This is a genomic window from Microcystis sp. BLCC-F209, assembly GCF_041928595.1.
Taxonomy (GTDB): Bacteria; Cyanobacteriota; Cyanobacteriia; order Cyanobacteriales; family Microcystaceae; genus Microcystis.
This window is the reverse complement of sequence record NZ_JBHFLL010000345.1, coordinates 19,182-32,631: the sequence shown is the minus strand read 5'-3', so window position 1 is coordinate 32,631 and position 13,450 is coordinate 19,182. Positions and strand designations below refer to the sequence as shown.

Sequence of the window (13,450 nt, the reverse complement as noted above, 5' to 3'; positions counted from 1 at the left end):
ATTAGAGAAGATGCAAGGGTGATGCAAGGGTGATGCAAGGGTTTTAAGAGATTCTAGCAGATTTAAGTGCATTTGGGAAGCTCTCAATCAAGCTAAAAGCCCTTTCCTGTAAGGTTTTTACCATTATTCAGCAAACCCTACGTACTCGTGATCGCATTGAGAAATGCATCTGGAAAACGGATACTTTCGGCACAGCCGATAAGAATACGCTAAAAATTGATTCGGATGTCGCCACAGATAATGACAAAGAAGAATTACTTGAACTGCTACGTACGGGAATAGTTAAACAAGGTGCCAAGAGTCAATATATCCTAAACTATCAATTCTTTCAGAAAAAGATTGACAATTTTTTGCAAGAATTTCCTGGTTTGTTCCCTTATTTACCTGCTCGTACTTTAGGTAATTGTATCTTTCTGCCTATTGAAGCAGAGTCACAAGACACGGCTCTTCGTATTTTTTCGACGCTTAATGATCGTGGTCTACCACTATCAGATGCAGACATATTCAAGGCTCAATTCTACAAATACTATAGCACGCTCGGCAATAAAGATGAGTTTATTTCTGAATGGAAAAGGCTTGAAGAAATAACAGGCTCGGTGTTCAAACCAATCACTGGCACACCAATGGATGAGCTATTTGCACGTTATATGTATTTTTTGCGTGCTAAAGAAGGGAACAAAAGCTCAACAACTGAAGCTCTGCGAAAATTTTATGAACGCAATAAGTATCAGTATCTAAAACAACCCCATACAATTGACGAGCTAAAAGCTCTTGCCCTATTTTGGGAAAGCGTTTTTAACCAAGACAAAATCCGATTTTCTGAAAATATTCTTAAGAAGCTTTTTGTGTTAAACTATGCACCTAATAGTATGTGGCAGAACATAACATCAGTGTATTTTTTGCAGAACAGAACAGATGATGGGATGTTGGAAGATACAAAGTTCAGCAACTTTTTAGATAGAATTACAGCCTTCATATTTGCTTATGCTGTTACGAACCCTGGCGTAAATGCGTTGCGTACCCCCATATATGATGAGATGGTTAACATTGTAAATGGTACTGATGCAACTTTTTCTAAGTACAAATTCAACCATGTGCAAACACGCTCATTCTTTGAAAACTATGTTTTTACTAATCAGAGGAGCATCACTCGCTCCCTGATTACATGGTATGCCTTCACATTTCCAAATCAACAGCTTCTTGATGTTAAAGAAATTTACCACTTAGAGCATATTTATTCGAAGAAGCGCCAAGAAATAGAAAACGGACTCAAATCGGAGACGAATATTGATTCTTTAGGCAACAAAATATTACTTGAGGCTAGTATAAATGTTAGGGCTTCTGATTATCACTTCGAAGATAAGAAGAAAATATACAGCGGTAAAAAGCGAGGAGGAAAAAACAAAGATGCGAGTAGAATTGCTGAAATAGCTGATCTCATTGGTTACAGCGAATTTGAAGAGAAACAAGTAATTGATCGTACCCAGAAAATTTTAGACAAGTTCTTAGAATTTCTACAGACAGAAGATTTGATAGCATATGGTGAGCTTTGTCTTTGTGCGGCTTTGGAATGAAAAAAGGGAGAGTCTTCCTCCCTTCTTTAATGGGTTACACAAGGGGTAAAATCTCTAGAAATGCGTTGTAAGGGAGCACATTGCAACGAGTGTGATCTCCGATCTTGTTGGGTGCGTTAATAAAATGTAACGCGCCTTATTTTGTTTTAACGCAAGTGATTGTCTCGGAGCAGATTCTAATCAGGTATAATGCCAGATAAGGCAGCAATTTAAGAAAATTTACAATCATGGTATTGCGTCAGATCTGCTCCGCTATATTAAAGAAAAGTTTCCCAAACAGGGCGATGCTATTTCGGTTTAGCTTGAGGGTGCGTTCCCCGAAGCCTTTGGGTTTTGCCAACCAGATTTAGACAGAACTATAATGACAATTGTGCTTAACCATGTACAACTCTGATGAGCGTCAACATTGTCAACTTTAGTGAAGCCCGAAAAAACTTTAAATCTGTAATAGATACAGTAGCCAATGATAAAAACTGTACTGTCATTGTCAGAGGAGATACAGAAGATGTTGTTATCATGTCTAAAAGTTATTATGACAGTCTGATGGAAACAGTTTATCTCTTAAGCTCTCCAGCTAATGCTCAACATTTGCAAGAAGCGATCGCAGAATATCAAGCAGGTAAAACACAAGAACATGATTTAATCGATGCGTAAGTTGGCTTGGGGTAGCTGTAGGGTGCGTTCCCTGATGCAACTCCTACTGCTGCACCGATAGATTTTTGGGGAACGCACCATGCTCATTCATTGAAGCAAGTGATTGCCAGCTAACAACGCCTCTGCACACTGACTACTGAATGAAAGTCAATCGGTTATGATGTTAGGGTTATCCCCACAGTGAACAGCAATCAGTGAACTGAAAACCCACATCTGATCACTAATACCCTAAAACCCCAACACCCAAGCCCTGCTATACAATGGTTTTTGACTTGTTTTTTGGAAGGGAACGCTAAACTATGTATTCGATCGATATTACCCTGAAACTCTCCCCCATCCCCATTTCCGTGCAGCGCAAGGAAGAAGCAGGAGCAGACGCTTTGTATCAAACAATTATTAACGCTATGCGATCGCCAAATCCCGAATTATTAGAATTAACCTGCGAAAAACAAACCGATAAAAAGGTGGCGGTTTTGAGCGATCAGATCAGTGCGGTGATTGTGTCACAAAAATCCGGGGCTGCCTCCACCGGTAGAGCGCCGGGGTTTGTCGCTTTAGCCACAGAATAGTTCTTTAATCAGTTATCAGTGAGCAGTAATCAGTAATCAGTGACAAGAAAACGGCAACCACCTACATAACACTTTCCACTGAAAACTCAAAACTCAAAACTGATAACTGATAAGCTGTTCATAATTTAAATTGCTTGTTGAGACGAGGCAAGAGGCACTCTTGCAAGAGGCAACAGTAAAGGGATTGGAGGAGATTCGGCTGATCATTAAGAATAAGCGGTTTAAATAGGGTTTGCGGCAAAAAGTACGGGCGAAGCATTCGGATAGAAAATCTACGGTTTCATCGATAGGTTATTGCCCGAATGCTTCGCCCCTACAGGACTCGGGCCGATGAAGACGCAAGGTTTGGAAGCACGATTCTCTCAAAATCTTGTACCTGTGGGAGCAAGAAAAGCCACAAAACCCCTATCTTGCCTACATTTCACATTTATTCAGCAAGCCCTAAATAAGTCTTAGCTTAACTGATAACTGATAACTGATAACTGATAATTCATGACTATAAAAGTAAAAGACCTCTGGTTTAGCTGGCCGAATGGGAAATCAGTATTAAATGGCTGCTCTTTGCAAGTTCCCAAAGGGGAATTTTGGATGTTGTTGGGGACAAATGGCAGCGGTAAATCGACCCTGCTTCGGCTCTTAGCGGGATTATTAAAACCTAGTCGCGGGGAAATAGAGATACCTAACCCCCTCGGTTTTGTTTTTCAAAATCCCGACCATCAGTTAGTTATGCCAACAGTGGGGGCAGATGTGGCCTTTGGGTTGGTATCCGAGGGTTTATCCACGCCGGCAATTCGGGCCCGGGTGCGGGAATCCCTAGGGGCGGTGAATTTATTAGAAATGGAAAAACGACCGATCTATGCTCTCAGTGGCGGACAAAAGCAAAGAATCGCCATTGCGGGGGCCTTAGCTCGTCATTGCGAGGTTTTGCTCTTTGATGAACCCACCGCCCTTTTGGATGGGGATACCCAGTTAGAATTAGTCTCTCAAGTGCAGAAATTGGTCAAAAACCGAGGGATTACAGCCCTTTGGGTGACTCATCGCCTTGATGAATTGGATTACAGCGATGGAGCATTTTTATTAGAGGGGGGCAAGGTAACGGAGCGGGGAAATCCCCTAGACTTAAAAGCGAGATTATTGGCCAGTGCGGCGGGAGAATCCTAAATTTTTTGTTAATATCATTAGGATGCTGTTTTTTAGAACTGCCCTTAATGCCACACAAATTACTCTCAAAGCCATGCTTAATTCTTCTGATCGTTCCCTTCTGCTGGTTGACGGCTACAACGTCATCGGCGCTTGGCCGTCCCTGAAAAAAATCAGCGATCGCCATGGTCTCGAACCAGCGCGAGACAAGTTAATTGAAACCCTAATCGGTTACACCCACCATCAGGGTTATCAAACCCAAATCGTCTTCGATTCCTACCTTCAAGATACCCCCGGCAGCCAAGAACGCTACACTAACCATTTATCGGTTTATTTTACCGCTCACGCTCAAACCGCCGACACCTATATCGAGAAAACCTGTGCCGATTTTTGGTACAATCGCGCCCCAGCTATCGGACGGATTATCGTCGCTACCTCTGATAATGCCCAAAAAATGACCGTTATGGGTTATGGGGCCCAGTGGATTTCCGCTCAACGTCTGGAAATCGAGGTGGATTTAACCGGTCGTCGTCTGAGAAAATCCCAGAGTTCTTCTCAAAGTCCCAAAGGGCGTTTTTTATTCCATTCTCTCGATGCTCAGGTGCAACAGAAATTAGAGAAAATGCGCCACGGAATTAGTTATCAAAAACCTTGACAAATTACCCCAAATATGTATCGACAAAATCCCCAGTAGAGGCACAGGTAACTGTGTCTCTAAGCTTTTTAAGGTCAGTTGCGGTCTGGGGGATTTTGTCAAAAGCTGGCCCCTCTAAACCACGGGTTTCACAGTTGCAATTCTGCTAAACCTAAATAATAAATTCCCGTGGGTGTCACTTGGAAGCGACAGGGTAAAACCTTGACTCCTTTAGCCACTGCTTGACGCAATAACTGCCCGTATTTAGCATCTTTACTATCCCCCGGAGCAAACCGGTCACAATCACCCCGATTAATAAAGTAGAGCATAATCGCCTCCGCTGCCGGCAATAAATCCATTAATTCCTGTAAATGCTTCTGTCCTCGCGTGGTGACAGTATCGGGAAAAAGTGCCGTTTCTCCCTGATTCCAAGTGGTATTTTTAACCTCGATATAGGTGAGGGAATTATCCCCATGGGTCAACAGAAAATCAATTCTACTGCCATTATTTTGACCGTAGGCCACTTCCGATCGCACCTCGGTGTCATTTTTGACCAAATCGGGAAAAACTCCTTGCAACAGGGCATTTTTCACCACCTGATTAGGAAGATTGGTATTAACTCCCACCCAAGTCTCCCCCAGTTGAATCATCTCCCAGGTGTAAGCTAATTTTCGCTTCGGGTTATCACTGCGGGAAAGATAAACCGGTTGACCCTCTACGCATACATCCGTCATCGGTCCGGTATTAGCGCAATGGGCCGTAATTAATTCTCCGTTGTCCAGTTGTATATCGGCAAAAAAGCGTTTGTAACGTTTAATTAAAATACCCTTGACAAGAGAAGGGTAAGTGTGAACTAACAAGGAAGTCATCAAATTTCTGCCGAGGAATATAAGGTAAAGAATAGCCTTTTTTTGGGAGCTTAACCTGAAGACAGGAGACCTTTCAGTTATCAGTGAACAGTGATCAGTAAACAGTAATCATAGTATTTTCCTTTATTCGTAGCAGGCATTTTACTCTCTTGGGTTTGGTGGGTAAAATGTATTCTAAAATACATTCCTGCTGGCGAGCAAATGGAACGAACCACAAAGACACAAAGGACACAAAGATTGATCGGTCTTATATAAGTTAAACTTATCACACAAAGAATAAGAGAGCCGGCATTTTACTCCCCTCTCCCTTTGGTTGTGGGGGTAAGGGAAATTAACCATCTCTGCGATTACTTTTGAAAAATGGCATCAGTGACAAGAAAACGGCAATTTTCTACTTAAGACTGTCCACTAAAAACTCACATCTGATCACTGATAACTGATAACTGATCACTGATAACTGATAACCGCTCAGGTACAATAAAAGCTTGAGGCTTAATAGACATTGAGATTATGGGTAACACTTTCGGACGACTATTTCGGGTTTCCACTTTTGGAGAATCTCACGGGGGTGGGGTAGGAGTGGTTATCGATGGTTGTCCTCCGCGCTTAGAAATTTCCGAAGAGGAGATTCAAATCGATTTAGACCGTCGCAAACCGGGACAAAGCAGAATCGTGACCCCGCGTCGGGAAAATGACATTTGTGAGATAATTTCGGGCGTTTTTGAAGGCAAAACCCTCGGTACACCGATCGCTATTTTAGTGCGGAATCAGGATGCTCGTTCGCAAGATTACAACGAAATGGCCGAGAAATTCCGACCTTCCCACGCGGATGCTACCTACGAGGCAAAATACGGCATTCGCAACTGGAAAGGAGGAGGCAGATCCTCGGCCCGGGAAACCATCGGCCGGGTGGCTGCAGGAGCGATCGCTAAAAAAATCCTTAAATCTGTCTATAATGTCGAGATTATCGGTTATGTGAAGCGAATTAAAGATATTGAGGCAATCATCGACCCCAACACCGTCACCCTCGACGAGGTGGAAAGTAATATGGTGCGTTGTCCCAACGAGGAAACGGCCGCCAAAATGATCGCCCTGATCGACCAAATTCGCCTGAATAAGGACTCGATCGGCGGTGTGGTGGAATGTGTAGCCAGAAATGTGCCGAAAGGTCTGGGAGAACCAGTTTTTGATAAGCTAGAAGCCGATTTAGCTAAAGGTATGATGTCCTTACCCGCGAGTAAGGGATTTGAAATCGGATCGGGATTTGCGGGAACCTTCTTAACCGGCAGCGAACACAATGACGAGTATTTTATCGATGATAACGGGGAAATTCGCACCACGAGCAATCGTTCGGGGGGTATCCAAGGGGGAATCAGTAACGGTGAAAATATTATTATCCGCACCGCTTTTAAACCCACCGCGACTATCGGTAAAGAACAAAAAACCGTGACGCGCAGCGGGGAAGAAACCACCCTGGCAGCCAAAGGAAGACACGATCCTTGCGTTTTACCCCGAGCGGTCCCGATGGTAGAAGCGATGATGGCTTTGGTATTATGCGATCATCTGCTCCGTTTTCAGGGACAATGTACGATTAGCGATCGCTTTTTCTAAACCTTTACCCGCGATGAAATTTTTATTCCTTCATTCCAATTTTCCCGCCCAATTTCGCCATTTAAGCACGGTTTTGGCTCAAGACCCCGGAAATCAAGTGATTTTCGGCACTACCCGGCAAGAGGGAGAGATAGCGGGGGTAAAAAAATTTATTTACAAGGAAAGTCGCGCTGTTTCTCCCCAAACCCATCATTATGTCCGTCCCCTCGAAAGTGCGGTTTTACAAGGTCAAGCGGTTTATGCTGTTTGCCAACAACTGAAAAATCAAGGTTTTTATCCCGATATTGTCTATGCACATTCTGGCTGGGGGCCGGGCCTATTTATCAAGGATATTTTCCCGAAAACTAAGTTTTTAGCCTATTTTGAATGGTTTTATCATGCCCATGGTTCCGATGCTGATTTTGATCCGGCGGATCCCCTTAATGCTGATGCCGAGGCCCGGATTAGAATTAAAAATGCGCCAATCCTGATCGATCTGGTCAGTTGCGATCGAGGTTTAGCGCCGACTATCTGGCAAAAACAGCAATTTCCCTGCGAATTTCACTCAAAACTCACGGTTTTGCACGATGGCATCGATACGGACTATTTCTGTCCCCGTCCCGATGTGCAGTTAGTGATTCCAGAGATAGGTTTAGATTTATCCGGTGTTAAGGAGATTGTCACCTATGCAACCCGGGGAATGGAACCCTATCGCGGTTTTCCCCAATTTATGACGGCTGTTTCCCTAATTTTAGCCCGTCGGCCTAACTGTCATCTGGTGATTGTCGGGGAGGATCGGGTCGCTTATGGAAAAACTCTACCGGACGGCAAAACCTATAAACAATTGATGTTAGAAAGCCTTTCTTTGGATTTATCTCGGGTGCATTTTACCGGTTCTCTGCCCTACGGTCAATATAAACAGGTTTTACAGGCATCGGCCGCCCATATCTATCTTACTCGTCCTTTTGTGCTTTCTTGGTCAATGTTAGAGGCTATGGCCATGGGTTGCGTCGTGATTGGTTCCGATACTCCCCCCGTGCGAGAATTAATTACTGATGGGGAAAATGGTTTATTAGTGGATTTCTTTTCTCCCCAACAAATAGCTGATCGCGTCGATGAAGTGTTAGATTATCCCCAGGGTTGGCAAAATCTGCGTTTAAATGCTAGGGAAACTATCAAGCAACGCTACGACCTCAAGCAATGTTTACAGGAGCATCTAGATTGGTTATTGAGTTGATGAAATGAGAGCATTTTCCCAAAAATACTGTCTTTTCAAGGATTCATATCGCTATTAAATCCTTTCTCTTACAATTCTAATTCCTTCCTAAGCAGGAATATTACCGGCTCGTCTTTCTTCTAATAATACGGAGGCGATGAAACGGTTAAAAACTTGTTCCCTTTTGATAGAATATTGAGAATTTAATTCTCGGCATTCTGCAACTGTTAAGTTAACCTGTTTTAATAATTCTTCATTTTTAGATGCTACTTCGTAAATATCTGGGAATAGATACCAAGCAATACCGATCTTATTTACAAGTTTTTGCCATGAGGATAAATTGTCAATAGAGGGATAAAGTGTCTGAATTTTAAGAGAACTTAGATAATCTTCAACAATCAAAGATATACCATCGATAGGGTCGAGATTTAAATTGAGTCTAATCCTACAATAATTAATATAATCAGCGACATAAAACAAGAGAAGCACAAGCACAGGCACAAGCACAAGCACAAGCACAAGCACAGGCCCAAGCACAAGCACATACACAAGCACAAGCACATACACAAGCACATACACATACTCAAGCACATACTCAAGCACAGGCTCAAGCACAGGCACAGGCACAAGCACAAGCACAACAAGCCCAAGCACAAGCACAGGCACAAGCACAGGCACAAGCACAAGCCCAAGCACAAGCTCAAGCTTAGTCCAAAATGGCAACAATTTATATAGCGAAAATTGATATAAAAATTGACCAATCATGCCATCCATTACTTTACCAAGTTTCTCTTTTGAAAAAAACAAGATTTTTTCTTTAATCTTTAGCCACTTTTCTGGCTCTAAATAAACCATTCTTGATGTCAAATTTTCCTGACACCAGTAACCGACTAAATTTTCCTCCTCTGTTTCCATTGGTAAAAATTCCTCAGCTTCTTGTAGAGTAGGAATTCTATACTTAAATTCTGGTTTAAAATGCTGTGGATGCTGGGTTAACCATGCACAAAACGCTTCAGCGTCACTGGCTTTCACACCAGTAATCGGCTTTAAAATATCTTCAGATACAACTGCATCGGTTTTCCAATCAAGAGGCTGATGATTTTTACCGAGTTTTTTCCTTTCATCAATAAATAGCTGATACTCTGCACAGGTAATATAGCTAGTATCAATGGCGCTACTACCATCAAGAGGAATCAGCTTACTCAATCTTCTGGAGAGTTGAACATGAGCGAGTAACTCAAAATTGACTGTCTCTGTCATCGGTTTTCCCATCCTTGTATCCATAATTGATTAAACCTTTGTCTCACTTCTGGCGAACAACTTTTGCCTTCTTCTAAGCAATCCATCGCTAGACTAATTGAGGTAATATTAGGATTATTTATTGCCGCAAGAATTAGATTACTAATATCATTTTTTGCCGCATATAAACGAATTGTTTCCGCCCACCAATTATGATTTATATTTTGAATCAATAAATCTTCTTGATTTAATTCTTGGATTTGAACTGAGGCTAAATATTCCTGAAAACTGAGGTGAGCAAAAATATAAAAACTGTCATCTTTTTTGGTCAATAAACCCGAAATTTTTTCAATATTCTCAAAAAAGTCTTCGGGTTTAACTTCCGTCTTAGCTACTGCTGCTAAAGAACTTTTGATAATTTCTTGACCTTGAGCTAAGGAAAACTCACGGATTCCCCTTTTCATTAACTCTAAAGCTAATACCTGTAATACTGCTTTTTTCTGAGTTAAATTTAGTTTGATAGAATCAGTCATTCCTTTAGCTTCTATTCGCCTTGTCAATAAGACCTCACAAATTTCTGCATACAATTCTACGCGATTTCCTGGCAACGCTCCTCGATTATCATGAACTGTAGCAATCATAGTTAATAATAAAGGATTGAGTGCCATTGCTGCTAAAGGAGCAGATTTTTTGATTATCTGCATTAAATTATTAGCTTTTCTTTGTGCTTCTGCGCGTAAACCTGGATCTTCCTTTCGCACTTGACGCAATATTTCATTTTGTAAATACCAATTCTGAAAAAACCTTTCAACTTGTTTTAGGTTAAAAGACTGAACTTCGAGAAAAGTTCTAATTTGTTGTAACCATTCAGCTTGATAACCATGACGGCGCGAAGTGATAATAAAAGTAGTTTCAGGATAAACCTGCATTTGCTTGTCTATCCATTGACTAACCTGCTGGCGGTCACTTTCTTTGGCGATTTCATCTAATCCATCAAACATAATCAAGCATTTACCCTCTTTTAATTGCTCTTCAAACCATTGAAGCTGCGGATTGAGCTTGAGGGGTAATGTTGGGCTTTTTAATTGTTCAGTAATAATTTGTGCCAAACTAGATGATTCTTGATGGATAATCTCTTTACTAAGAGTATGAAGTATCAGTAATACCGGAATTAATTTAGGCACTTTGCGATGCTGACGGCTTTGCTTGTTTTGAGCGTATGTTAGGGCGATATGCTTTAATAAAGTGGTTTTTCCTGAACCTGGTGCGCCTAAAATAGCAATGCGTTTATAAGCAGATTGTGTGGTAGTTTGTGCTAAAAAATCCCAAATATTTTTTAAATTGCTTGTGGTTTCTTGTTGAGAAATAATAGCCGAAGATACCTTGTCTAGACTCTGAGGTAAAAATCGTAACTGGATATAGACATTTTCAAGATCGAGAATAAAGTTACCAGGTGTTTTTAAGCCTTGAGTTTGATAAGTACGATAGAGATAAACTAAAGTTTTATAATACTTTACTTGAAACTTTGCGGTTAATTGCCACCAAAATTGAATTGCGAAATTTTCCAGCCAATTAACAATTAAATCAGCCAGAGTATCCGTTTTCTGTTCCAATCTTGTTTCTACTTTATCGAAAACTAGGTTAATAACATCTTTGGCAAATTTTCCTCCAATCGCCAGAAAAATAACAGCGATACTGACCAATCCTGATACACTAGCTTCTATCCATTGCCCATTGCGAAGAAAATTGATAGTCACGGCAATTCCCACTCCTCCACTAGGCAACCCGGCCAATTTGAGGATAGTTTCAATTCTTCTTTGTCTTGCTGCTCGACGTTCCGTAATCCTTGCGTCCGGTTGAGACAGGGAGGATTGTTCTGATTCAGGTCCGATTTCTGGCATTGTCAATACGATTTAAATAAACCCTTTACCTACTAAATTTATCCTAAAATTTAGCATATAATACAGTAGTAGGGTGGGCAGTTACCTTACCAAAAGGGGGAATGTTGTGGAACTCGTTATCCCAGAAGAATCCTCGTTGAGAAAAAACCGATGGAACAACTGACCTTTCAACTGCAAGGATTGCGCTGTGCTGACTGTGAGTCCACTTGAGAGGAAATACTGCACTATTCTTATGATAGTCGTTGCTTTGGCGAAACCATCAAATTAATGCAGTCAGTCAGTGCTGCTATACCCAGTTTCCCTATCGACTAAAAATGAGTGAAGATTATTTAATTTATCTTGATATCTGTTGTTTAATCCTAAATCTGGTTATTAAAGACTGATTATATATTGCTCCTTTTGCTCATTGCCTATTGCCTCTCCTGATATGTAGCCTATACTCAACGGATTTAGTATTATATGGTTATGTTGATTCAATAACTTTTATCCCTGCTCTAAATTCCCGCAGGGATTGAGCGTGATTTTCTGTATTAATACAACGCATCAATAAACCTACATCTAAACTCGGTAAAAGTTGCGATTTACTAACAGCTTTATATCCCTCATTTCCTAAACTATAAAACAATAATTCATCATTCATCCAAAACCAAACTTCAGGGATTTGTAACCGTTTGTATGCTTCTAGTTTATTAATTCCTCCACTACTAACAACCACCTCAATCACTAAATCAGGATGTTTTCTATTTGCTCCCAATTCATAAGATTTATCACCTTCTCTTTTAACCTTTTCAAATTCATTTTCTAAGGTGACAGAACCAGTAGGAGTAAAATCTAATCCCAAAAATTCTAAATAAATTTCTAGTAAAGCACCAATACGTTCTTTGATGGTTTCGTGTTTTTTCCCTGGCATTTTTCTAATCTCCAAAACTCCATCTAAAAAAGATAACTTTAACCCTGGGCGATCGATTAGCTGTTCAACAGCTTTAAATTCTCTCCAGGTTAAGTCACTAATTAAAATTGGTTCTGCTTCTCGTTCGATGAGTGTAGTTATCATGATTTAAACCCAAATTTAGAGCGTGAATTTTGTTGACTATGATATGATATAAAAACAGAGTATCATAAAAAACATCATGCAAGCATACAAACTCAAAGGAAAAATTGATCAATCTGGTAACTTGCTGATTACCGAACCCCTGAACTTACCCCCCGGAAACGTGGAAATTGTAGTTTGGGCAGCCACAGATACCCTTGATCATACCACAACCCCAACCACTGAATCAGCACCAGAAACACCAAAAAGACCAACTAAAATCAAGGCTTTGCAAAACTGGTTTGAGAAAACCCAACCTGCACCTCCTGATTTTGATCCAGATCAAGCTAAATGGGAATATTTAAAGGAGAAACATAACCTGTGAAAGTCTTGATTGATACCAACATAATTATAGATATTGCCCTGGAAAGACAGCCTTACTTTACTAATAGCGAGACAGTTTTGGCATTTGTTGAACAGGGACAAATAGAAGGCTACATTTCAGCATCAACTATTAGTGACCTTTATTATCTGATTCGTAAACAAAAAGGTCGAGATTTAACTATTTAGTTTTTGCAAGAAATACTTACTTTTTGTCAAATTGCTACAGTAAATCAGGATGCAATTAGAATGGCTTTCAAAACCAATTTTCAGGATTTTGAAGATTCTATTCAATACTCTACTGCGGTAGTTAATAAATTGGATGCAATTATTACCCGTAATCCTCAAGATTTCCCCATTATCACGCCACGAATTATCACTCCTGAACAATTAATTGTGGAATTAACCAACTCTCATTAGCAAATTAGTGGTTTTAAGGCTCTACCGAATCTGTCATGCAAAACTATTAACAACTCATGCTTGTAAAGCTTGTACAGCAAGGTTTTGAGTTTTTGTTAGATTGATATTTATCAACTTTAGAGCATTGCTGGACAGAGAGGGAGCTTGGGGAATTTTCTACAGTGTAAGTTCGGAAGAACCGGTTTTAATAATGTATCAAGAGCATAAAAAATGTCTAAACTTAAAGAGTTCAC

At 40.7% G+C, this 13,450-nt stretch carries 13 protein-coding genes and 1 pseudogene; 9 read left to right on the top strand and 5 right to left on the bottom strand.

The features are described from left to right. The first annotated feature begins 50 nt into the window (after nt 1-50). The 5 genes from ACE1AQ_RS23180 (at nt 51) to ACE1AQ_RS23160 (ending at nt 4,592) form a co-directional block, all read left to right on the top strand. Nucleotides 51-1,574, top strand: a complete 1,524-nt coding sequence (locus tag ACE1AQ_RS23180; RefSeq protein ID WP_374809300.1) for a DUF262 domain-containing protein — start codon at nt 51-53, stop codon at nt 1,572-1,574. Nucleotides 1,575-1,967: 393 nt separating this feature from the next. Continuing rightward, on the top strand, nt 1,968-2,228 hold the full coding sequence (locus ACE1AQ_RS23175; protein ID WP_110543299.1) for a type II toxin-antitoxin system Phd/YefM family antitoxin: 261 nt from the start codon (nt 1,968-1,970) through the stop codon (nt 2,226-2,228). A 299-nt stretch (nt 2,229-2,527) separates the two neighbouring features. Next, complete coding sequence (locus tag ACE1AQ_RS23170) at nt 2,528-2,797, top strand: hypothetical protein (RefSeq protein ID WP_008204619.1); 270 nt, start codon at nt 2,528-2,530, stop codon at nt 2,795-2,797. A 492-nt stretch (nt 2,798-3,289) separates the two neighbouring features. Beyond that, nucleotides 3,290-3,958, top strand: coding sequence for an energy-coupling factor ABC transporter ATP-binding protein (locus tag ACE1AQ_RS23165; protein WP_008204616.1), 669 nt, complete (start codon nt 3,290-3,292; stop codon nt 3,956-3,958). Nucleotides 3,959-4,031: 73 nt separating this feature from the next. Then, nucleotides 4,032-4,592 (top strand): NYN domain-containing protein, encoded by a 561-nt coding sequence (locus ACE1AQ_RS23160; RefSeq protein ID WP_039900384.1) that lies wholly within the window; start codon nt 4,032-4,034, stop codon nt 4,590-4,592. Between the two features lie 128 nt (nt 4,593-4,720). On the opposite strand, the gene sfsA is transcribed toward ACE1AQ_RS23160, so the two are convergent. After that, nucleotides 4,721-5,440 carry a DNA/RNA nuclease SfsA gene (gene sfsA / locus ACE1AQ_RS23155; protein WP_110543304.1) on the bottom strand — a complete coding sequence of 240 codons (720 nt, stop codon included), beginning with the start codon at nt 5,438-5,440 and terminating at the stop codon, nt 4,721-4,723. A gap of 80 nt (nt 5,441-5,520) precedes the next feature. Beyond that, nucleotides 5,521-5,709, bottom strand: a complete 189-nt coding sequence (locus tag ACE1AQ_RS23150; RefSeq protein WP_232306221.1) for a hypothetical protein — start codon at nt 5,707-5,709, stop codon at nt 5,521-5,523. A 241-nt stretch (nt 5,710-5,950) separates the two neighbouring features. Between ACE1AQ_RS23150 and aroC the strand changes: the two genes are divergently transcribed. Then, complete coding sequence (gene aroC / locus ACE1AQ_RS23145; RefSeq protein ID WP_110543306.1) at nt 5,951-7,051, top strand: chorismate synthase; 1,101 nt, start codon at nt 5,951-5,953, stop codon at nt 7,049-7,051. A 13-nt stretch (nt 7,052-7,064) separates the two neighbouring features. Continuing rightward, complete coding sequence (locus ACE1AQ_RS23140; RefSeq protein ID WP_110543308.1) at nt 7,065-8,267, top strand: glycosyltransferase family 4 protein; 1,203 nt, start codon at nt 7,065-7,067, stop codon at nt 8,265-8,267. 87 nt (nt 8,268-8,354) lie between these two features. Here ACE1AQ_RS23140 and ACE1AQ_RS23135 read toward each other — a convergent pair whose 3' ends face one another. The 3 genes from ACE1AQ_RS23135 to ACE1AQ_RS23125 all read right to left on the bottom strand — a co-directional run bounded on the left by ACE1AQ_RS23135 (nt 8,355) and on the right by ACE1AQ_RS23125 (nt 12,440). After that, complete coding sequence (locus ACE1AQ_RS23135; RefSeq protein WP_374809295.1) at nt 8,355-9,506, bottom strand: hypothetical protein; 1,152 nt, start codon at nt 9,504-9,506, stop codon at nt 8,355-8,357. Continuing rightward, nucleotides 9,503-11,242 (bottom strand): NACHT domain-containing NTPase, encoded by a 1,740-nt coding sequence (locus ACE1AQ_RS23130; RefSeq protein ID WP_253257645.1) that lies wholly within the window; start codon nt 11,240-11,242, stop codon nt 9,503-9,505. Before ACE1AQ_RS23130 ends, ACE1AQ_RS23135 begins: the two co-directional genes overlap by 4 nt. Nucleotides 11,243-11,849: 607 nt before the next feature. Beyond that, nucleotides 11,850-12,440 carry a Uma2 family endonuclease gene (locus tag ACE1AQ_RS23125; RefSeq protein ID WP_110543316.1) on the bottom strand — a complete coding sequence of 197 codons (591 nt, stop codon included), beginning with the start codon at nt 12,438-12,440 and terminating at the stop codon, nt 11,850-11,852. 76 nt (nt 12,441-12,516) lie between these two features. On the opposite strand from ACE1AQ_RS23125, the gene ACE1AQ_RS23120 reads away from it, so the two are divergent. Together ACE1AQ_RS23120 and ACE1AQ_RS23115 are read left to right on the top strand one after the other, a co-directional pair. Further along, complete coding sequence (locus tag ACE1AQ_RS23120) at nt 12,517-12,801, top strand: hypothetical protein (protein WP_110543319.1); 285 nt, start codon at nt 12,517-12,519, stop codon at nt 12,799-12,801. Beyond that, a pseudogene (locus ACE1AQ_RS23115) lies at nt 12,798-13,217 on the top strand (type II toxin-antitoxin system VapC family toxin). The gene ACE1AQ_RS23120 and the pseudogene ACE1AQ_RS23115 overlap by 4 nt, the downstream one beginning before the upstream one ends. Nucleotides 13,218-13,450 lie beyond the last annotated feature (233 nt).

Bases quoted from the DNA above. Each gene is read 5' to 3' on its own strand.
- ACE1AQ_RS23175 (WP_110543299.1), top strand. From the start codon at position 1,968: ATGAGCGTCAACATTGTCAACTTTAGTGAAGCCCGAAAAAACTTTAAA.
- ACE1AQ_RS23170 (WP_008204619.1), top strand. From the start codon at position 2,528: ATGTATTCGATCGATATTACCCTGAAACTCTCCCCCATCCCCATTTCC.
- ACE1AQ_RS23165 (WP_008204616.1), top strand. From the start codon at position 3,290: ATGACTATAAAAGTAAAAGACCTCTGGTTTAGCTGGCCGAATGGGAAA.
- ACE1AQ_RS23160 (WP_039900384.1), top strand. From the start codon at position 4,032: ATGCTTAATTCTTCTGATCGTTCCCTTCTGCTGGTTGACGGCTACAAC.
- sfsA (WP_110543304.1), bottom strand. From the start codon at position 5,440: ATGACTTCCTTGTTAGTTCACACTTACCCTTCTCTTGTCAAGGGTATT.
- aroC (WP_110543306.1), top strand. From the start codon at position 5,951: ATGGGTAACACTTTCGGACGACTATTTCGGGTTTCCACTTTTGGAGAA.
- ACE1AQ_RS23140 (WP_110543308.1), top strand. From the start codon at position 7,065: ATGAAATTTTTATTCCTTCATTCCAATTTTCCCGCCCAATTTCGCCAT.
- ACE1AQ_RS23135 (WP_374809295.1), bottom strand. From the start codon at position 9,506: ATGACAGAGACAGTCAATTTTGAGTTACTCGCTCATGTTCAACTCTCC.
- ACE1AQ_RS23125 (WP_110543316.1), bottom strand. From the start codon at position 12,440: ATGATAACTACACTCATCGAACGAGAAGCAGAACCAATTTTAATTAGT.
- ACE1AQ_RS23120 (WP_110543319.1), top strand. From the start codon at position 12,517: ATGCAAGCATACAAACTCAAAGGAAAAATTGATCAATCTGGTAACTTG.